This window comes from Tepidiforma thermophila (assembly GCF_002563855.1).
Taxonomy (GTDB): Bacteria; Chloroflexota; Dehalococcoidia; order Tepidiformales; family Tepidiformaceae; genus Tepidiforma; species Tepidiforma thermophila.
Genome location: NZ_PDJQ01000001.1, coordinates 1,251,239 through 1,270,400, shown reverse-complemented (window position 1 = coordinate 1,270,400; position 19,162 = coordinate 1,251,239). Strand labels below are relative to the sequence as shown.

Below are 19,162 nucleotides of genomic sequence, written 5' to 3'. Positions count from 1 at the left end.
CTGGCGGCGTCAGGCGGTGCGGACGGCCTCGAGGTGGCGGGAGATGAAGCCGCCGGGGAAGCGGGCCGCGAGCTCGGCGCGGAGGCGTTCGAGGCGCTGCTGGTAGGCGGGCGAGGCGAGCGCCTCGGTGGTCATGATGATGGCGTCTTCGCGGTTATCGGCATAGTAGCGCTTGCGGACCCCGACTTCGTAGAAGCCGTAGCGGCGGTAGAGGGCGCGGGCGGCGTCGTTCGAGACGCGGACTTCGAGCGTGACGGAGTCCATGCCGGCCGCGTTGGCGAGTTCGATGAGGCCGTGGAGGACGAGTCGGCCGTAACCGCGGCGCTGGAGTTCGGGCCGCACCGCGACGGTGACGATGTGGGCCTGGTCGACCATGAGCCAGAGGCCGCCAAAGGCGACGAGCGGGGAGGCGGGGGCACTGTCCGCGCGGACGACGAGGTAGCGGGCCATGGCGTTGGCGGTCAGTTCGCGCTCGAAGGCGGTGGTGGGCCAGCCGGCGGTATAGGCAGCGCGTTCGACGGCGATGACATCGGGGATGTCGGCTGGCTGCATCGGTTCGAGCACGGGCACCGGCATGGGGCGATCGTACTCCAGCCGTTGAATAACGGTGTGGAGAAGGCGAATTGTTGCCGATAACCGGGGTGCTATGGCGCAGTTTCCGGTGCCGGGTACGCCGGTGACGGTGGTGCTGCGGTCGACCCAGCCGGCGCAGTGGGCGGGCGAGGTGGCGGCCGTGCGCGAGGGCGGGCTGGCCGTGCGTATCGACGGCGCGATGCCTGCGTGGGACCCGGATGCGGAGTACGTGCTCGTGGCACTGGACGGTACGCGCCGAATGACGCAGCGGGCGGCGTACATCGGACACACGGAGCGGGCGGTGGCGTTCCGTTCGCTGGGGCCGTGGCAGCCGGTGTACCGGAGGCAATACCCTCGCTACCGGGCGGAGTACCGGGTTGAGGTGCGGTCGGTGCTGGGGAGTTCGCGGCAGGATGGGCGGATGGTGGACATTTCGATGGGCGGTATGGCGGTGCGGGTGCCGAGCCGGCCCGGGGGGCGGCAGGTGCAGGTGCGGGTGTGGGCGGGGGCGTTCAGCAGCGAGCTGCTGTGTGCGGTGGTGGGTGCGGAGGAGCAGGGCGGGGAGGTGCTGCTGCGGCTGCAGTTTGTGGAGCTGCTGCCGGCGCAGCGGGCGTTTGTGCGGCAGGTGGTGGAGGAGCTGGCCGCCCGGGTGCAGGAGCAGGCATCGTAGGCGGGGCTGGCAGAACTGGTGCTCGGGACCTCCAGCGCGGAGAATGCCGGGCATGAGCGTTGCGGCGGCGACGGTGCGCACATGGCGGGTTGAGGCCGAGGGCGGCGAGCCGGCAGCCCTCGCAGCTGTGGAGTTCCGGTCGGGGCATCCGGCAGCGGAAACGGGGGTGCCCCCGGCGCCCGGGGAGCGCGACGGCGCCATCGTGTTCCGGCTGGAGCGGGAGGCCGGGTCGCCGGGGTTCACGGTTGAGGCCGGGCCGGAGCGGCTGGTCGTGGCGGCCGGGACGCTGCGGGACCTGCTCGACGGGGCCGCGTGGCTGCGGCGGGAGCTTGGGCTGCTGACGCCCTGCCCGGGGCGTGAGGTTGCGGGGCCACCAGGGGGAGAGGTTCGCGAGGGGCGGCACGAGTTCCGGCCGGCGTTCCGGGAGCGGGGCCTGGTGCTGGGGTGCGATGGGCTCCACGAGCAGTGGCGGGAGTGGTTCGCGTTCGCAAGCCGAAATGGGCTGAACACCGTGTTCCTGCACGATACGCCGCCGAGCCCGTGGGACCGGCCGGGCGGCGGACGCACGGGGCGATTGTTCGCGCTGTGGGACCGGGAGGGGGAGGCGGTCCGGGCAGAGGCACGGCGGCTGGGACTGCGGCTGGAATTCGGAGGGCACCACCTTTCGACCCTGGTGCCGCGGGAGGCGTTTGAGGAGCACCCGGAGTGGTTCCCGGAGCGGGACGGCCGGCGGTCGCGGGAGTTCAACCTGTGCGTTTCGAACGCGGGGGCGCGGCGGGCGCTGCAGGAGGGGGCGCGGCGGTTTTTCGCGCGGTTCGCGGGGTGCGACATCTACCACCTGTGGGCGGACGACCTGCGGGGTGGCGGCTGGTGCGCGTGCGCGGGCTGCGCGGAGCTGACGCCTTCCGACCAGGCGCTCCTGGCGACGAACCTGGTGGCAGAGGCGGCCGAGGAGGCGGCGCCCGGGGCGCGGATTGCGCACCTGGCGTACCACGACACGATTGCGCCGCCGACGCGGGTGGAGCCGCGCGCGAACGTGGATGCGCTCTGGGCGCCGCGGAACCGGTGTTATGCGCACGCGCTCGATGACGAAGCCTGCTTGCGGAACCGCCAGCACCTGCAGGAGCTGCGGGGGCTCATTGCGTGGTTCGGCGGGCCGGAGCGGGTGCGTGCCTTCGAGTACTACAGCGATGGGATCCTGTTCAAGTGGATGGCTCCGCCGCACCTGGAGGTGCTGCCGCGGGATGCTGCGGCATACCGCGAGCTGGGACTCGGCGGACTGCTGGACCTGGCGGTTTCGCCACGGCCGTGGTGGGGACCGACGTGGCACGCGTGGTGGTTCGCGCGGTGCGCATGGGACGGCGGAGGGGACGCAGCGGAGGCGCTGGCGTCGTTCTGCCGGGCGAACTTTGGCGAGCAAGCGGCGGTGTTTGCGGAGGCGTACCGACGGCTGGATGCGGCCTGCCGGCAGCTGCTGGACCGGGGCGGGCTGGAGCCGATGGGTCGCGGCGACGTGCTCGACTACAACGACCGGCCGGCCGAGGAGCTCCGGGGGCTGGCCGGCCGGGCAGCACGGGCGCTGGAGGAGTTTGCGGCGGCGGCGCAGGCGCTGCCGATTGCGGTCGACGGGGCGGGGCTCGAGGCGGTGGAGGAGCTGGCGCCGACGGTGGCCGCCGGCATGCACCTTGCGGAGCGGGTGATTGCGTGGGATGCCGTGATGCAGGGGCAGGCTGCGGAAGCGCAGGCGCACCTTGGGATGGCGGATGTTCATCTCCGTGCGCTTGGAGACTGGTACCATGCGCACGGAGGGTCGGCGTGGAGCGCGCTCGCGGAGCCGATGCTGCGCGGCGCGCGGTGGCATACCGACCGGGTGCGGGCGATGGCCGCGGGGCGGGGCGATCCCGTACGTTGACGTTCGCGTCAATGTTGTTAGACTGGGGAGGGTCATGACTGATACGACCGGCCAGGAACGGTTTCTCCAGATTGGCGAGGCCGCGGAGCGTGCGAAGCTGACGCAGCGCACGCTGCGGTACTACGAAGAGAAGGGGCTGCTGGCGCCGCCGACCCGGATGGAAGGCGGGTTCCGGCTGTATTCGCCGGAGGACATGGAGCGGATCGAGCGGATTCGGCAGCTGAAGGAGCTGCTGGGCTTTTCGCTGGCCGAGATCAAGGAGATGCTGGACGCGGAGGATGTCCGGCTGCAGATCCGGGCGGGCTGGCGGGCGGATGCGGATGCGGCCGAGAAGGCGGAGAAGCTTCGCCGGGCACGGGAGGTGACGCTCCACCAGATTCAGCTCATCGACCAGAAGATGGCGAAGATGGCGAGCATGCGGGAGCAGCTGGCGGAGCGGATCAGGAAGTACGATGAGGCACTGCTGAAATACACCGACGCGGGAGCGGGGAGCGAGGGCACGGCGCAGGGTTCGACGGCGGCAACGCAGAGCTAAGCGTTATGCCCGGTTGAGCACGACGGGGCCGGGTGCGCTACGCTAGCGGGCGATGGCTGTCACGGACCGTTTCGACCGGCCCCTGCGCGACCTGCGGATTTCGGTGACGGACCGGTGCAACTTCCGCTGCGTGTACTGCATGCCACGGGAGGTGTTCGGGCCGGATTACCAGTTCCTGGAGCGGGATGAGCTGCTGACCTACGAGGAGATCACGCGGGTGACGCGGATTCTCGTGGGGCTGGGCGTGGAGAAGGTGCGCATCACGGGCGGCGAACCGCTGGTGCGGCGGGACCTCGACCGGCTGATCGCGGCGATCCGGGCCATCCCCGGGGTGCGGGACCTGACGCTGACGACGAACGGGAGCCTGCTGCGGGCGCAGGCGAAGCGGCTGGCGGCAGCCGGGCTGCAGCGGGTGACGGTGTCGCTCGACTCGCTGGACGACGCGGTGTTCCGGGCGATGAACGATGCCGGGGTCGGGGTAGCGACGGTGCTGGACGGGATTGCAGCGGCGCGCGAGGCCGGCCTGTGGCCGATCAAGGTGAATGCGGTGGTGAAGCGCGGGGTGAACGACCACACGGTGGTCGACCTGGCGCGGTACTTCCGGGGGACGGGCATCATCGTCCGGTTCATCGAGTTCATGGACGTGGGGACAACCAACGGCTGGCGGCTGGACCACGTGGTGACGGGGCGGGAGATCGTGGAGATGATCAGCCGGGAGTTTCCGCTGGAGCCGGCGGAGGCGAACTACCGGGGCGAGGTGGCACAACGGTGGCGGTACGTGGACGGGGCGGGCGAGATTGGCGTGATTACGTCGATTTCGCAGCCGTTCTGCGGCGACTGCACGCGGCTGCGGCTTTCGCCGGAGGGCCAGCTGTACACCTGCCTGTTCGGCGCGAAGGGGCACGACCTGCGCGGACTGCTCCGCTCGGGGGCGAGCGATGCTGAGGTGGAGGCGTTCGTGGCGTCGACCTGGCGCGGGCGGAGCGACCGGTATTCGGAGGAGCGTACGGAGGCGACGGCGGGCCTGCCGAAGGTGGAGATGTCGCACATCGGCGGCTGAGGGTTCGCTGGCGAACGCGGTTCGGACGGCGTAGGCTGCGCGCATCCAGCTTTCGGAGGCGCGCGATGACGATTCGCGAGGAGTTCACGGTCACGAGGGAGGACGGGGTGCTGGCCGGGCCGCTGCGGCAGCCGGTCAACACCTCGCGGGAGGCGAAGGGGTCGATTCACGACGATGCGACCGCGACGCGGCTGGGGTTCCGCGGCGGGACGGTGGCGGGGTCGATCCACATGGAGCTGTTTCCGCCGCTGCTGCGCGAGGCCTGGGGGAGGCGGTGGTTCGAGCGCGGGACGCTATCGCTCTACTTCCTGAATGCGACGACCGACCGGGAGCCGGTGCGGGCGTTCATCCAGGAGCCGCCGGCCGGTGCGGCGGATGCGCAGGTGGAGGCGTGGGTGGTGCGCGACGACGGGATGCAGGTGGCGCAGGGCACGGCGTCGGTCGGCGACCCGGGGGTTCCGACGGCGCTGCAGGCGCGGCCGCTGGAGCGGTTCGAGCCGGGGGAGCTGCGCATCCTGGCCGGTGTGCAGAAGGGGCACCGGTTCGCGCCGGTGGAAGTTCGTTGCGACCCGGCGGAGCAGGAGCGGCGGCTGGCTGTGACGACGGAGCCGATGGACTGGTACCGGGGCGAGGGGTTGCCGTGGGGCGCGCCGCCGGTCTTGATGGCGCCGCTGGTGCAGATGCTGTACGCGAAGAGCGTGGCACAGGTGCGGAGCGGATTCGGGGCGGTGGGGCTCTTCGGGGCGATCGAGGTCCGGAATGTGAACGGGCCGGCGCTGGTGGGGGAGACGTACACGTGCACGGGCGAGGTGATCGCCGTTGGGCAGAGCCCGAAGACGGAGTATCTGTGGTTCGAGACGGGGCTGGATGATGCCGCGGGCCGGAGGGTGGCAGAGATGCGGATGCTGCTGCGATTCATGAAGGCGTCGAGCAGCCTGTACCCGGAGCTGCAGCAGAGCTGACGTTTCGGCAGGAATGGAACGGCCCCGGCCGGCGGAAGGAGGAACACCGGCCGGGGCCCCAGCCACGCCGAGGGGTTCGGCAGGGGTACTGTACCATCAGTGAGATGAAGTATCAATACCCCAGGCAGGAAATCTTTCCCTCCGAGCCGATCGGAGCCCGTTAGGGGCGCGGCGGCACGACGCAGAGAACCGGCCCGGGCGGTCTGCCGCGGGCCGGTGGCGGTGAGGGTTGCGCCGGGATGCGCCGGGCTGCCGGGAAGGGGACTCAGGCGCCGCCGACGCCGGCAGCGAAGGGTGAGCGGAGCGGGCGGACCGGTTCGTCCTTCGGGACGGCGCGGCGCTCGGGCGGGAGCGGCTTCGGGTACCAGCGGTCTTCGAACTCGTTGAACTTGTCGCGGAGGTTGGGCATGACCTTCTCGGCGAACATCTGGGTGTTGTAGATGGCGACGTCGCGGGGCATGGAGCCCATCTGGAGGAGGAGCATGAGGTGGCCGACGCGGAGGTTCTCGGCGAGTTCGTTGAGTTTTTCGGTGACGTAGTCGGGGCCGCCGGCGATGACATAGCCCTGCTCGACGAGGCCTTCCCAGCTGAGGCGGGCCTTGGCGTTCTGCTGGGCCTGTTCGAACTGGGATTTGATGCCGGCCTTGACGGTGCGGAGGGTGCGGTAGCCGGGGGCATCGGCGAAGCCAGGGAAGACGTGGAGGCAGCGGTTGTAGAAGTAGTCGATATGGGGCCAGTAGAGCTCCTTGGCCTCGGCGGCGTTATCGGCGACGCAGACGACCTGGGCGAAGCCGGCGTGGTAGGGGTTGGGCTCGACGCCCTTGTCGCGCATGCGGGCCCAGAAGCCGTCCATGATGGTCTGGGCGCGCTTGTAGCCGGAGTAGGAGAGGTAGGAGTAGAGGTAGCCCATATCGGCGCACCACTCCCAGGTTTCGATGGAGCCGCCGCCGGGGATCCAGATGGGCGGGTTCGGCTTCTGGAGCGGGCGCGGCCATGGGTTCATGTAGCGGATCTGGGTGTATTTGCCGTTGAAGTGGCTGACGCCCTCGTTGTGCCACGCCTGCATGATGAGGTCGTGCGCCTCGTAGTAGCGCTCGCGGAGCTGGGCACCGGGGACGCCGTAGGCGAAGTTGGTATCCATGCTGGTGCCGACGGGGAAGCCGGCGACGAGGCGGCCGCCGGAGAGGATATCGAGCATGGCGAACTCTTCGGCGACGCGGAGGGGCGGGTTGTAGAGGGCTATCGAGTTGCCCATGACGACGATGGCGGCGCGGTTGGTGCGGCGGGTGAGGGTGGCCGCCATGATGTTCGGGCTGGGCATCAGGCCGTAGGCGTTGGAGTGGTGCTCGTTGACGCAGATGCCGTCGAAGCCGACCTTTTCGGCGAATTCGAGTTCGTCGAGGTATTCGTGGTAGACGTGGTTGGCCTTTTCCTCGTCGAAGAGGCTGTAGTCGACGTCGACCCAGACGGAGCGGTGCTTCTGCTGGAAGTCGTCCGGCAGGTAGGGCCAGGGCATCAGATGGAACCAGTGGAACTTCATGGCAGGGGCCTCCTCGGGGTGAGCTGTGCGAGCGGCCGGCGATTCGCCAGTCCCGAACGATTGCGGGAGTATAGCAGGCCTGCAGCGCGGTGATTGGCACGGGCGGGGGCGGTTCAGGGGAGTTCGACGTTGATGACGACGAGTTCCGGCTGGGCGCCGATGGTGTAGGGAGACGGGAAGTAGCGGCCATCGACGAGGACGCCGATAACGGCGCCGACGCGGTTGGCGCAGGATTCGCCGCCGGTGTAGAAGTCGATGCCGAAACCGCCGTCGACGTTGAGGCGGGACGGGCCGGGGACGCCGTCGAAGGTGACGAAGACTTCGAGGGTGCCGGCCGGGACGGGGACGCCGCCGCGGGTGAGCGCCCCGGCGACGCGGGCCGTGGGGAGGGTGCCGGGACCGAGGGCGCCGGGCGGACAGTAGGGGCGGGCTGCGGCCGGTTCGGGGGTTGGGGTCGGGGTGGGGACAGGGGCCGAACCGGACTGGCCGCCGGTGGAGCCGCCGGAGCCGGAGACAACGGTGGGGCGCGGGGTGGCGGTGGCGGTCGGTGTCGGTGTTGCCGGGGTGGGGGTCGGGGAGGGCGTGGGCGTCGGCGTGGTGGTAGGCGAGGGGGAGCCTGCGGTGGTCGGCGTCGGGGTGAAGCTGACGCCCGGCGCGGCGGGCGGGGCGTCGCCGCTGCGGATGAGGAGCCATGCGCCGATGGCGGCGAAGATGACGCCGAGGATGCCGAGGGTCGTCCAGGCGAGCGCCTGGCGTGCGGGGGTCGCGAACAGTGCGGCGAGCCGGCTCATGCGTGGACAGGGTACGGGAGCGGGCGGATGCCGTCAGGTGGCGGGGGCGCCGAGCCAGTGGTCGATGGCGCGGGGAGCGGTGCTTTCGAAGGGGAGAACGACGGGGGAGCCGGTCCGCGCGGATTCGTAGGCGGCGCAGATGATTTCGAGGACGCGGAGTGCGTCGCGGCCGGAGAAGCGCGGCGCGGCGCGGCCGGCGACGGCATCGGCGAAGTGCTCGAGCTCCTGGGGGAAGCCGAACTGCCAGGCTTCCTCGTACATGACGTGGTGCCAGCCGGAGGGCCCGGCTCCAGGGCCAGGGCCGGGTTCGCGGTAGAGGTCGATGGCGGGGCCGCGGTCGAGGTTGGCGACGAGGCGCCCGCGCGGGCCGACGACTTCGAGGAGGTCGGCGCCGCCGGGGGCAGCCCAGGAGGCCTCGACGGTGGCGAGGGCGCCGCCGGGGAAGCGGAGATGGACGAGGGCGTGGTCTTCGGCCGGAGTGCGGGCTGCGTGGAGGAAGCGGCTGAGGACGGCCGAGACCGATTCGGGCCAGGCGCCAAGGAGGCGGGAGACGAGGGCGACGCCATGGGCGCCCATGTCGATGAGCGCGCCGCCGCCGGTGCGGTCGACCTGCCAGAACCAGTCGGCGTAGGGCCCGGCGTGGGCCTGGACCTGGCGGACGAGGTACGGCTCGCCGAGCTCGCCGCGGCGGACGAGGGCGGCGGCGCGCTCGTACATGGGGGCGAAGAGGAGGTTTTCAGCGCAGGCGAGGAGGACGCCGGCGCGATCGCAGGCATCAACCATCTCGCGGGCGGCGGGCAGGCCGCAGGCGAGCGGTTTCTCGCAGAGGACGTGCTTCCCGGCAGCTGCGGCGGCGATGGCGACGGGTGCGTGAAGGTCGTTGGGGGCGGCGATAGCGACGGCGTCGATCGGCGCCTCGGCCAGCAGGCGGCGCCAGTCGTCGAAGGCGTGGGGGATGCCCCAGCGGCTGGCGAACTCAGCGGCGGAGCGGGGCGAGGCGACGGCGGTGAGCTGGACGGCGGGGACGCGGGCCGCTGCGTGGGCGTAGACGCCGGCGATGAAGCCGGCGCCGACCAGACCGAGGCGGAGGGCCATGCGGGGATTGTGGGCGGGCCGGGAGCGGGGTGTCGAGGGCGGGGTCAACCGCCGAGGAGGACGGCGAGGGCGCGGTCGAGGTCGGTGAAGCCGGGGAGGACGTGCTCGGCGCCGGCGGCGCGGAGATCGGCTTCGGTATAGCGGCCGGTTGCGACGCCGACGGGGCGTGCGCCGACGGCGAGGGCGGCCGCGACGTCGAGGGGGGTATCGCCGATGACGCAGGCGCTGGCCGGGTCGGCAGGCACGCCGACGGCTGCGGCGAGCGCGTCGATGGCGGCGGCGACGATGCGGCTGCGGTCGGCGTGGTCGTCGCCGAAGCCGCCGGCGGCGAAGTGCTGCCAGAGGCCGAAGTGGCCGAGCTTGCGGCGGGCGCCTTCGCGGAGGTTGCCGGTGGCGAGGCCGATGCCGGGGAGTTCGCGACAGAGGGCTGCGAGGAGGGGTTCGACGCCGGGCAGGACCTGTCCGCCCTGTTCGGCGAGGGCGGCAGGGAGGTGAACGAGGTAGGCGTCGCGGACCTCAGTGAAGCGGACGGCGGGGTGGCCGTGGCGTTCGAGGACTTCGGCGATGATGGCGCGGTCGGTGCGGCCGTCGAAACGGACGCCGTCGGTCGCGCGGGCGACGCCGATGACCTGTTCAAAGGCGCGGTCGAGCGCCATCCTGCCGGCACCGCTGGTGGCGATGAGGGTGAGGTCGATATCGAAGAGGAGGAGCGGGGGCACGGCTGGAGTGTAGGGCGTCGCGGGCGTGCGGGCGGTAAGGGTGTGCGGCCGGAGGGCTGGCCACGGTTGCAACGCCAACACTTTCGAACGGAGTTCGGTTTTGTTAGCATGCGCCGAAGCAGTGGATGGAGGGACAGCGCCATGACTGAGACCGCAACGAACGAGGTGCCGCTGGGGATCCAGCTGACGCCGCTCAACCCGGAGTACCAGCGTGACCCGTTCAGCCTGCTGGACCGGGTGCGTGAAGCTGGCCGGGTGATCTGGGACGAGCAGTTCGGCCGGTGGCTTGTGGCCCGGTTCGAAGATGTGCACGCGATTTTGAACGACCGCGACCTGCTGGTGGACCCGCGGAAGGCGAATGAGAAGTCGTTCAACGCGATGTTCCGGCAGCGGCTGCTGGGCGAGGACCGGGAGCCGAGCATGCTGTTCCAGGACCCGCCGGCGCACACGCGGCTGCGGGGGCTGGTATCGAAGGCGTTCACGCCGCGGGCGATCGAGCGGATGCGGCCGCGGATCGAGGAGATTGCGAACGAGCTGTGCGACCGGGTGGAGGGGCAGGAGCGGTTCGACCTGATGGCGGCGTTCTGCCAGCCGTACCCGACGATTGTGATCGCCGAGATGCTGGGGGTGGACCCGAAGGACCAGGCGGACTTCAAGCGGTGGACGGACGACAGCGTGGCGGCGGGGTTTGACCCGTTCGCGAGCGAGGAGGTGCGGCAGCGGGCGATGCGGGCAGGGGAGGAGCTGCAGGCGTACCTGCGGCGGGTGATCGCAGAGCGGCGAGCCGAGCCGCGGGACGACCTGATCACGGCGATGCTGCGGGCCGAGGAGAACGGGGACTTCCTCAATGACGAGGAGGTGCTCTCGATGATCGGGCTGCTGCTGGCGGCGGGGAACGTGACGACGACCGACCTGCTCGGGAACGGGATGAAGAACCTGCTCCGGCACCCGGACCAGGCGCAGCTGCTGCGGGAGCGGCCGGAGCTCATCGAGAATGCGGTGGAGGAGATGCTGCGGTACGAGGGGCCGGTGACGTTCAGCGGGCGGATTGTGCCGGACGATCGGGTGATTGCGGGGTGCCCGATGCAGAAGGGCGACTCGATCACGGTGGCGCTGGGCGGCGCGAACTACGACCCGCGGCTGCACAAGGACCCGCACAAGTTCGACGTTACGCGCGAGGACATCGACCATGTGGCCTTCGGCGGCGGGCGGCGGTACTGCCTCGGCGCGCCGCTGGCACGGCTGGAGGCGCAGATCGGGGTGCGGGTGCTGCTCGAACGGTTCCCGACAATGCGGCTGGCGCAGCAGGAGCTGAAGTGGAAGCGGGTGCCCGGCTTCCGCGGGCTCGAGGAGCTGTGGGTCGAGGTGTAGTCAGCCGACGCCGGGATTGACGGGGGCGTCGCCGATGACGCCCTCGCGGCGGAGTTCTTCGACCTGTTCGGCGGAGAGGCCGAGAAGGCCGCGGAGGATTTCGTCGTTGTGTTCGCCGAAGAGCGGCGCGTGGCGGCGCGGCCAGGGGTCGGCCTCGCGCAGGCGCCAGGCGGTGCGCGGCTGCTTCCAGGGGTGCATCCGAGGGTGGGGGAGTTCGACCCAGAAGCGGCGCGCCGCGAGGTGGGGGTCTTCGTGGATGGTGACGGTGTCGAGGACGCGGCCGGCGGGGATGCCGGCGCCGGCGAGCAGTTCGAACGTTTTTTGGGGGTCGCGGGCGGCGAGGGCGGCGCTCATGCGGGCGTCGATGACGTCGTGGTCACCCGGGCCGCCGGGGAGGGCGGGGTCGATGCCGAGGAGGGCAGCGGCGCGCGCCCACTCGCCGCGGGTGCGGAAGGTGACGGCGAGCCATTGCTCTTCGCCGGCGCAGCGGTAGACACCCTGGGCGAACCAGCGAGGGTCGCGGTTGCCGCGGTGGACGGGCCGTTCGCCGCGGAGAGATGCGGCGACGAAGGCTTCGCCGATGAGGGAGGAGAGGACTTCGCGCTGGGCGAGGTCGATGCAGGCGCCGCGGCCGGTGCGGCGGCGGGCGATGAGGGCGAGGGCGACCGCTGCGGCAGCCGCCTTGCCGGCGACGGGGTCGCCGTAGGAGATGCCGGTTTTGAAAGGGACGCCGTCGTCGCCGTAGCCGGTCATGGAGGCGAGGCCGCTCATTTGCTCGATGATTGGGCCGAAGCCGACGTGGCTGCGTTCGGCGCCGGTCTTTCCGTAGCCGGCCATGGAGACGAGGATGATGTCGGGCCGGGCCTGGCGGAGGACGTCATAGCCGAGGCGGAGGTTTTCGAGGACGTCGGCGCGGTAGTTTTCGATGACGACATCGCAGTGGGGGACAAGGCGGAGGAACGTTTCGCGGCCGAGGGGGTGGGCGAGGTCGAGGGTGAGGGATTTCTTGTCGCGGTTGTAGTCGTTGAAGTAGTAGGAGGCGTTCCAGGGTTCTTCGACGCCGGGCAGGGGGATGAGGGTGCGGATGTTATCCCAGGCGCGGGGGGATTCGATTTTGATGACCTCGGCGCCCATTTCGGCGAGGATGCGGGTGGCATAGGGGCCGGCCCACATCATGGTGAGGTCGGCGACGCGGATGCCTTCGAGCGGGAGGCGCTTCATCGCGACGGGCTCCACTCGGCGAGGATGTGGGCGGCGGGGACGGGCTCGGCGAGGGCGCCGGGACGCCAGCCGAGGCCGAGGAAGGGCCTGCCGGGGATGCGGGCCTGGCCGGCGGGGGCATCGACGGAATCGAAGAAGCCGCGCTCCAGCAGGGTCTGGTTGTCGAGCAGTTCGAGCGGGGTGACGACGGCGCCGATGGGGACGCGGTGGCGGGCGCCGAGTTCGAGGAGTTCGGCCTTTGTGCGCTCGCCGAACCAGGCGTAGAGCTTCGCCTGGAGTTCGTCGTCGTGGTTAGGGCGCTGGAGGGGGTCGCGGAAGCGAGGCTCGTCGAGTTCGGGGTCGCCGATGAGGGCGAACAGGGCGGGGACCTGGCGTTCGAGGGCGCAGACGCCGGCGTAGCCGTCGGCGCAGGGGTAGAGGCCCCAGACGGCACGGACGTGATTGCCGGAGCGGATGGAGACGGCGCCTTCGTAGGCGCCGCGGGGGCCGTAGAGCTCGAGCATGCCGGCCATGGATTCCTGGAGCGAGATATCGACCCAGTCGCCTTCGCCGTGGACGAGGGCGCCGAGGTACGCCGTGACGGCGGCGCCGGCGGCATCGAGCCCGCCGAGGTAGAGGGCCTGGCTGCCGCCGGTGACGAGGGGCTCGCGCTGGTGCATCCCGGTGAGGGACATGATGCCGCCCATGGCGAAGGCGGTGATGTTCGTGGCGGGGAAGGCCGCGTAGGGGCCGTCCTGGCCGTACGGGGTGATGGAGACGACGACGAGGGCGGGGCGCTCGGCGCGGAGGGCGGCGGGGTCGAGCCCGCGGGCGGTGAGGGCGCCGGGCGGGCCGTCCTCGATGATGATGTCGGCGGAGCGGGCGAGCGCGGCGAGTTCGGCTGGAGCGGCGCGGACGCGGCGCTTGCCGGGGAGGAGGTAGACGGCTTCGTCGGGCGAGAGGGATTCGGCATCCGGTTCGACGCGGACGACGTCGGCGCCGAAGCCGGCGAGCCAGCGGGCGGCGAAGGCTGCAGGGATGCCGCCGCCGATTTCGAGGACGCGGACGCCATCGAGGGGAAGGGAGGGGGATGCTTCCATCGCCGGCGGATTCTACCGGCGGGGGCGGAGCGCGTCAGTCGAGGTAGACGTCGCCGAGCGGCTCGCGGGGGACGTCGTCGTGGGCGTTGATCATGTGACGGGCGAGGACGGCGAGGCGCTCGAAAATGGGGTCCTGGAGTTCGCGGGGGACGCCGGCCTCGGTCCAGGCTTCGCGCATGAGGCGGAGCCAGCGGCCGGCGGCGCGCTCGTCGATGACGAAGGGGAAGTGCCGGCGGCGGAGGCGCGGGTGGCCGTAGCGGTCGCTGTAGGAGGTTGGGCCGCCGAGCCACTGCTCGAAGAACCAGGCGAGCTTCTGTTTGCCGGGCTCGAGGTTTTCGGGGTAGAGGGGGCGGAGGATGTCGTCGGTTTCGACGCGACGGTAGAAGGCTTCGACGATGCGCCAGACGGCCTGGTAGCCGCCGAGCTGGTGGTAGGGTGCGGGAGCTGCGGATTCGGCGGGATTCACAGGATTGATGATAGCCGGGCGGCGGGCGCGCGGGGCCGGGCGAGGGGGTAAGATGAGGATGGCCGGGTGACCGGCGAGTGCGGCGCGCCCTCGTAGCTCAATCGGATAGAGCAGCTGACTTCGGATCAGCAGGTTGTGGGTTCGAGTCCTGCCGAGGGCGCCAGCTTCGTTTTCTGCCGGGCGGGAGCAGCCTACCAGCGTTCTTCGTGGACGAGCTCTTCGAGGGGTTTGCGCTTGCGGGCGACGGCCGGCGGCGGGCCGGAGCGTTCGGGGTCGAGGTAACCGAAGCCGATGACGCGATTGATGAAGACCTCGGGCGGGATGCCGAGGAGTTCGCGGACGCGCTCTTCGGGGAGGTGGGCCGGGCAGGAGCCGATACCGTCGTTCCAGGCGGCGAGCATCATGTTCTGGGCGCAGCGGCCGGCATCGAAGGGGTGTTCGTTGACCTGGGCGATGACGATGACGACGGCGGCATCGGCGAGCCAGCGGGCCATGGGGCTGAGGTCGGCGAGGGCCTGTTTGCCTTCGGGCGAGCGGACGACGATGAAGCGGTTCGGTTCGGCGTTCTTGGAGGAGGGCGTCATGCGACCGGCCTGGAGGATGCGCCGGAGGGACTCTTCAGGGATGGGCTGCGGGAGGAAGGCGCGCCGGTCGCGCTTCGAGATGGTGCCGCGGTAGAGGTCCATGGCAGGGATTGTACGGGAGCGGCAGAGGCGGGTGGTTGACGGCGAGGGCGGGCCCGGCAAGACTCAGCGAGCCCCCTCGAAGCCGACGTGTGGTCCCTGGGGCATTCCGAGGATGCGGAGGAGTTGCGATGGCCGAAACGCCCCCGGGTGAGCTGGTCGACCTCGCCGCACTGGAACGGTTCGTGAACGAGCACGTGCCGGGCGAGCCGGGCCCGATTACGGTCGAGAAGCACGTTGCCGGGTTTTCGAACGAGACGTTTTATGTTGAGCGCGGGAGCGAGCGATGGGTGATGCGGCGTCCGCCGCGGGGGCCGCTGCTGCCGACGGCGCACGACGTCATCCGGGAGTACCGGTACATCGCGGCGCTGCACGGGCGGGCACGGGTGCCGCGGCCGGTGGCGGTGTGCGAGGACCCATCGGTCATCGGGGCGCCGTTCTACCTGATGGAGCGGCTGGATGGCGTGGTCATCCGGTCGGAGGTGCCGGCGGCGTACGACACGCCGGAGGGGCGGCGGAGGGTGGCGGAGGAGCTGGTCGATGCGCTGGTGGAGCTCCATGCGGTCGACTGGCAGGCCGCGGGGCTGACGGGGAAGGGCGAGACGTACCTGCCGCGGCAGGTGGAGCGGTGGGCGAAGCAGTGGGAGCTGACCCGGCCGCGGACGCGGGAGCTGCCGGGGCTGGACGAGGCGACGGCGTGGCTGCGGGCGCGGCTGCCGGCGGAGGCGGATGTTTCGGTGGTGCACGGGGACTACAAGCTGGACAACGTCATCTTTGCGGCAGACGAGCCGCGGCTGCTGGGGATCCTGGACTGGGAGATGGCGACGATCGGGGACCCGCTGGCGGACCTCGGCTGGCTGCTTTCGACGTGGGGCGACCAGGGCGACCCGCCGGGGACGCGGCAGCTGAACAACCGGTCGACGCTGACGGAGCTGGAGGGGTTCCCGAGCCGGGAGGAGATGGCGGCGCGGTACGAGGCGAAGAGCGGGCGCTCGATGAAGCATTTCGGCTTCTACAGCGTCCTGGCGGTATACAAGATGGCGATCATCCTCGAGGGGCTGTACATGCACTACCTCGAACGGACGGCTTCGAACCCGGGAGCCGCGGATTTCGAGTGGTATGTGCCGGTCCTGATCGAGCGGATGCATCGACTGATGGGGGAGTCGGATTAGATGGCAACAAAGCGCCTTTCACTGTCGGTCCCGCTGGACGGGGTGTCGCTGCGGGAGCACCCCGAGGTGTGCCAGGAGGCGGAGCGGCTCGGGTACACCGACGCATGGTCGTATGAGGTTGATGCGATCGACGCGTTCACGCCGCTGGCGGTCATCGGGCTGCACACGAATCTCCGGCTGGGGACGGCGATTGCGAACGTCTACACGCGGGGACCGGCGACGCTGGCGGAGACCGCGGCCGGGGTGGCGGAGGTAGCGCCGGGGCGATTCAACCTGGGCATCGGGTCGGGGTCGCAGCCGATCGTGGAGCTGTGGAACGGCGGGAAATTCCGCAAACCGGCGACGCGGGTGCGGGAGATGGCGCTCTTCCTGCGGAAGGCATTTGCGGGCGAGCGGGTGGTGTTCGAAGGGGAGACGTTCCGGGTGGACGGATTCCGGATGGCGAAGCCGCCGAGCCCGCCGATTCCGATTCATATCGCGGCGCTCCGGGAAGGGATGCTTCGGGTGGCGGGGGAGGTGGGCGACGGGGCGATCATCAACTGGCTTTCGGCAGAGGACGTCAAGAAGAGCGTCGCGGTGGTTCGCGAGGCGGCGAAGGCGGCAGGGCGGAACCCGGATGATGTGGAGATTACGGCGCGGCTGATGGTGTGCATCGACCCGCTGACGCCGGAGGTGGCGATGCTGCAGCGGCGGCACCTGAACGCCTATTTGAACGTGCCGGTGTACAAGGAGTTTCACCGCTGGCTGGGGCGCGAGCCACTGCTTTCGGCGATGTGGACGGCATGGGACAGCGGCGACCGGAAGGCTGCGCTGGCGGCGGTGCCGGACGTGGTGGTGCAGGACCTGTTCGTGGCGGGCACGGCCGACGAGCGGAACGCGCACGTACAGCGGTACCTGGAGGCGGGGGTCGATACCGCGTTCCTGCAGTTCATTTCGTTCGACCCGGACCCTGCGGTGCGGCGGGCGCGGGTGCTGCAGGCGATGCGGGAGATGTCGCCGAAGGCGGCGGGGATGTAGCGCGGGCCGGCCGGCTGGCGTGCGTCTTCAGACGTTGAAGAGGATGTGGAGGACGTCGCCGTCCTGGACGACGTACTGCTTGCCTTCGGTGCGGAGGAGGCCGCGCTTTTTGGCTTCGGCTTCGCTGCCGGCGGCGAGGAGGTCTTCGCAGCGGATGACTTCGGCGCGGATGAAGCCGCGCTGGAGGTCGCTGTGGATTTTGCCGGCGGCTTCGGGGGCGGTTGCGCCGGCGGGGATGGTCCAGGCGCGGCACTCATCGGGGCCGGCGGTGAGGAAGGAGATGAGGCCGAGGAGGCGGTAGCTGGCGCGGATGGCGCTGGCCATGCCGCTTTCGGTGACGCCGGCGGCGGCGCGGAACTCGGCGGCTTCCTCCTCGGAGAGTTCGTTGAGGTCCATTTCGAACTTGCCGGCCATGACGGCGACGTCGCGGCCGGGGCCGGCGTACTTCTCGCGGTAGACGGCTTCGAGTTCGGCGCGGCGGGGGAGGTCCTCCTCGCCGATGTTGATGAGCAGGAGGAGCGGCTTGGCGGTGAGGAACTGGGTGCCTTCGAGGAGCTGGCGGTCGTCGTCGGAGAGCTCCTGGGCGCGGATGGGAATGTCGTTTTCGAGGCCGGCCTTGAGCCGCTCGAGGAGGGCCTTGAGGCGGAGGGGGCGTTCGCGTTCGCCGGCCTTCATGGAGCGGATTTCCGTCTCGAGGCGCTGGAGGCGGCGCTCGATGATGGCGAGGTCGGCGAAGGCGAGTTCGAGGTCCATCGTCTGGATGTCGCGGTCGGGGTCGACCGAGCCCTCGGGATGGGGGACAGAGTCGTCGCGGAAGGCGCGGACGACGTGGATAAAGGCGTCCATTCGGGCGAGGTCGTTGATGAACTTCCCCGCCGGGCCCTCGCCTTTGCCGAAGGACTCGCCGGCGGCGGGGAAGTCGACGTACTGGATAGTCGCGTAGGTGACCTTCTTCGGCTTATAGAGCCGGGCCAGGGCGTCGACGCGCTCGTCGGGGACGTTGACGACGCCGATGTTGGGCTGGGTGGAGGAGGAGTAGGCGCCGACCTGGGCGGAGCCGCGGGTAACGGCGTTGAAGACGGTGGTCTTGCCGGAGCGGGCGAGGCCGATGATGCCGAGCTGCATGGGCTTAGGGTGAAGCGGGAGCTTCCAATGAGGAAGTGGGGCAGGAGGGCGGTTCGAGGGGCGGGAGGGCTTCGCGGAGCCGGTGGAGCCACTCGAGGCGGAGGGCATGCCAGCGGGAGGCGAGGCCGCTCGAACTCGGGATGACCCAGGGGATGGTGCGGCCGATCCGCTCGGGCTGCTCGCCGTAGGGCCGGCGGGCGAGCTCGGCGGCGGGGATGCCAAGCGCGTGCCGGGCGAAGTGCTGGTAGATGCCGCGGCCGCTGAAGCAGGCGATGGCGGGCTGGAATTCGAGCAGTTCGCGGTGGAGGCGGAGGGCGCCGGCGCGGATCTCGTCGGCGGTGAGGTGCTCGGCGCGGACGGTCGGGCGGCAGCAGAGGTCGGTGAAGCCGATGCCGGCCTCTTCGGGGAGGAGGCGGTCGTCTTCGGGGCGCACCGGGCGGCCGGCGATGCCGGACTCGGAGAGGTGGACCCAGAAGCGGTTGCCCGGGCGGGCATAGTAGTGGCCGGCCCGCGCGGAGTAGATGGCCGGGTTGTAGCCGATGAAGACGAGCCGCAGGCCGGGACGGAGGAGGTGGGGAAGGGAACCGGGGCAGCCGCAGGGGAGTTCGGTCATTCGAGGGCGAAGCGGACGCGCGGGTTGGCGAGGTGGAGCGCCTCGAGGCGCAGCGGTGCGGTTTCGCCGGCGGGACGTTCGACGATGAAGCGGAGTTCGACGGTGGAGGTTTTGCCGAGCGGGGGAGCGAAGCCGGGCTGGCCGTCGGTGGTTGCGGAGGCGGCGGGAATCCAGTTTTCGATGCCGGCGACTTCGAGGGTCCAGTCGGCGAGGGTGGCGTCCCAGGTTTTGTTGCTGGTGATGCGGAGGCGGAGGGCGACATCGGCGCGCTGCATGCCGGGGGAGGGTTCGCCAAGCGGCTCGGAGGCGATGCCGACAGCCTCGACGGCGATGACGCGGCCGTCGCCTTCGAAGACCTCGCCGCCAGCGATCTTCTTTTCGCCGTAGATGCTCTTGAGGATGGGCGGCAGGGCGTAGAGGCCGACCATCAGGCCGACGAGGACCCCGATGATGGCGCCGGCGGCGATGCAGCCGGTCCGCCCCTGGCGGTCGGGGGATGGGGTTTCGAGGAGGATGCGGCGCCCGGGTTCTGAAGGAGTCACCAGCGACAACCGTACG

The 19,162-nt window shown here is 70.6% G+C and carries 20 protein-coding genes and 1 tRNA gene; 9 read left to right on the top strand and 12 right to left on the bottom strand.

The window, feature by feature from the left end:
* Positions 1-9: 9 nt before the first annotated feature.
* The gene (gene rimI, locus A9A59_RS06150) at positions 10-576 is read right to left on the bottom strand and encodes a ribosomal protein S18-alanine N-acetyltransferase (protein WP_165772543.1); all 567 of its coding nucleotides are present in this window, start codon (positions 574-576) and stop codon (positions 10-12) included.
* Positions 577-646: 70 nt separating this feature from the next.
* On the opposite strand from rimI, the gene A9A59_RS06145 reads away from it, so the two are divergent.
* The 5 genes from A9A59_RS06145 to A9A59_RS06125 all read left to right on the top strand — a co-directional run bounded on the left by A9A59_RS06145 (position 647) and on the right by A9A59_RS06125 (position 5,712).
* The gene (locus A9A59_RS06145; RefSeq protein ID WP_098504815.1) at positions 647-1,243 is read left to right on the top strand and encodes a PilZ domain-containing protein; all 597 of its coding nucleotides are present in this window, start codon (positions 647-649) and stop codon (positions 1,241-1,243) included.
* Between the two features lie 52 nt (positions 1,244-1,295).
* On the top strand, positions 1,296-3,155 hold the full coding sequence (locus tag A9A59_RS06140) for a DUF4838 domain-containing protein (RefSeq protein WP_133117532.1): 1,860 nt from the start codon (positions 1,296-1,298) through the stop codon (positions 3,153-3,155).
* A 34-nt stretch (positions 3,156-3,189) separates the two neighbouring features.
* Positions 3,190-3,690 (top strand): MerR family transcriptional regulator, encoded by a 501-nt coding sequence (locus tag A9A59_RS06135; RefSeq protein ID WP_165772542.1) that lies wholly within the window; start codon positions 3,190-3,192, stop codon positions 3,688-3,690.
* A 52-nt stretch (positions 3,691-3,742) separates the two neighbouring features.
* Positions 3,743-4,750 (top strand): GTP 3',8-cyclase MoaA, encoded by a 1,008-nt coding sequence (moaA, locus tag A9A59_RS06130; protein WP_098503442.1) that lies wholly within the window; start codon positions 3,743-3,745, stop codon positions 4,748-4,750.
* Positions 4,751-4,815: 65 nt separating this feature from the next.
* Positions 4,816-5,712, top strand: coding sequence for a hypothetical protein (locus A9A59_RS06125; protein WP_098503441.1), 897 nt, complete (start codon positions 4,816-4,818; stop codon positions 5,710-5,712).
* A 265-nt stretch (positions 5,713-5,977) separates the two neighbouring features.
* On the opposite strand, the gene A9A59_RS06120 is transcribed toward A9A59_RS06125, so the two are convergent.
* From A9A59_RS06120 to A9A59_RS14045, 4 genes are all read right to left on the bottom strand, one after another.
* The gene (locus tag A9A59_RS06120) at positions 5,978-7,252 is read right to left on the bottom strand and encodes an LLM class flavin-dependent oxidoreductase (protein WP_098503440.1); all 1,275 of its coding nucleotides are present in this window, start codon (positions 7,250-7,252) and stop codon (positions 5,978-5,980) included.
* 113 nt (positions 7,253-7,365) lie between these two features.
* Entirely contained in the window at positions 7,366-8,043 is a 678-nt protein-coding gene (locus A9A59_RS14250) for a hypothetical protein (protein WP_106427064.1), read from the bottom strand.
* 33 nt (positions 8,044-8,076) lie between these two features.
* The gene (locus A9A59_RS06110; protein ID WP_098503439.1) at positions 8,077-9,138 is read right to left on the bottom strand and encodes a Gfo/Idh/MocA family protein; all 1,062 of its coding nucleotides are present in this window, start codon (positions 9,136-9,138) and stop codon (positions 8,077-8,079) included.
* Positions 9,139-9,182: 44 nt separating this feature from the next.
* Positions 9,183-9,857 carry an HAD family hydrolase gene (locus A9A59_RS14045; protein ID WP_165772541.1) on the bottom strand — a complete coding sequence of 225 codons (675 nt, stop codon included), beginning with the start codon at positions 9,855-9,857 and terminating at the stop codon, positions 9,183-9,185.
* A 141-nt stretch (positions 9,858-9,998) separates the two neighbouring features.
* Between A9A59_RS14045 and A9A59_RS13705 the strand changes: the two genes are divergently transcribed.
* Positions 9,999-11,228, top strand: a complete 1,230-nt coding sequence (locus A9A59_RS13705; protein WP_165772540.1) for a cytochrome P450 — start codon at positions 9,999-10,001, stop codon at positions 11,226-11,228.
* Here A9A59_RS13705 and A9A59_RS06100 read toward each other — a convergent pair whose 3' ends face one another.
* The 3 genes from A9A59_RS06100 to A9A59_RS06090 are packed head-to-tail and all read right to left on the bottom strand — an operon-like array spanning position 11,229 to position 13,994.
* The gene (locus A9A59_RS06100) at positions 11,229-12,464 is read right to left on the bottom strand and encodes a CaiB/BaiF CoA transferase family protein (protein ID WP_098503437.1); all 1,236 of its coding nucleotides are present in this window, start codon (positions 12,462-12,464) and stop codon (positions 11,229-11,231) included.
* The gene (locus A9A59_RS06095) at positions 12,446-13,528 is read right to left on the bottom strand and encodes a CaiB/BaiF CoA transferase family protein (protein ID WP_098503436.1); all 1,083 of its coding nucleotides are present in this window, start codon (positions 13,526-13,528) and stop codon (positions 12,446-12,448) included. Before A9A59_RS06095 ends, A9A59_RS06100 begins: the two co-directional genes overlap by 19 nt.
* Before the next feature lie 34 nt (positions 13,529-13,562).
* Positions 13,563-13,994 carry a globin domain-containing protein gene (locus tag A9A59_RS06090; RefSeq protein WP_165772539.1) on the bottom strand — a complete coding sequence of 144 codons (432 nt, stop codon included), beginning with the start codon at positions 13,992-13,994 and terminating at the stop codon, positions 13,563-13,565.
* Between the two features lie 86 nt (positions 13,995-14,080).
* On the opposite strand from A9A59_RS06090, the gene A9A59_RS06085 reads away from it, so the two are divergent.
* Positions 14,081-14,157, top strand: a tRNA-Arg gene (locus A9A59_RS06085).
* Between the two features lie 28 nt (positions 14,158-14,185).
* Here A9A59_RS06085 and A9A59_RS06080 read toward each other — a convergent pair.
* Positions 14,186-14,680: a nitroreductase family protein gene (locus tag A9A59_RS06080; protein WP_098503434.1), complete on the bottom strand. Its 495-nt coding sequence runs from the start codon at positions 14,678-14,680 to the stop codon at positions 14,186-14,188.
* Positions 14,681-14,808: 128 nt separating this feature from the next.
* On the opposite strand from A9A59_RS06080, the gene A9A59_RS06075 reads away from it, so the two are divergent.
* A complete protein-coding gene (locus A9A59_RS06075) occupies positions 14,809-15,849 on the top strand; it encodes a phosphotransferase family protein (protein WP_098503433.1) in 1,041 nt (346 codons plus the stop codon).
* On the top strand, positions 15,850-16,866 hold the full coding sequence (locus A9A59_RS06070; protein ID WP_098503432.1) for an LLM class F420-dependent oxidoreductase: 1,017 nt from the start codon (positions 15,850-15,852) through the stop codon (positions 16,864-16,866).
* A 27-nt stretch (positions 16,867-16,893) separates the two neighbouring features.
* Here A9A59_RS06070 and ychF read toward each other — a convergent pair whose 3' ends face one another.
* The 3 genes from ychF to A9A59_RS06055 are packed head-to-tail and all read right to left on the bottom strand — an operon-like array spanning position 16,894 to position 19,146.
* Positions 16,894-17,991: a redox-regulated ATPase YchF gene (gene ychF / locus A9A59_RS06065; protein ID WP_098503431.1), complete on the bottom strand. Its 1,098-nt coding sequence runs from the start codon at positions 17,989-17,991 to the stop codon at positions 16,894-16,896.
* Positions 17,992-17,995: 4 nt separating this feature from the next.
* Positions 17,996-18,604: a mismatch-specific DNA-glycosylase gene (locus A9A59_RS06060; protein WP_098503430.1), complete on the bottom strand. Its 609-nt coding sequence runs from the start codon at positions 18,602-18,604 to the stop codon at positions 17,996-17,998.
* Positions 18,601-19,146 (bottom strand): hypothetical protein, encoded by a 546-nt coding sequence (locus A9A59_RS06055; protein ID WP_133117529.1) that lies wholly within the window; start codon positions 19,144-19,146, stop codon positions 18,601-18,603. Before A9A59_RS06055 ends, A9A59_RS06060 begins: the two co-directional genes overlap by 4 nt.
* Positions 19,147-19,162 lie beyond the last annotated feature (16 nt).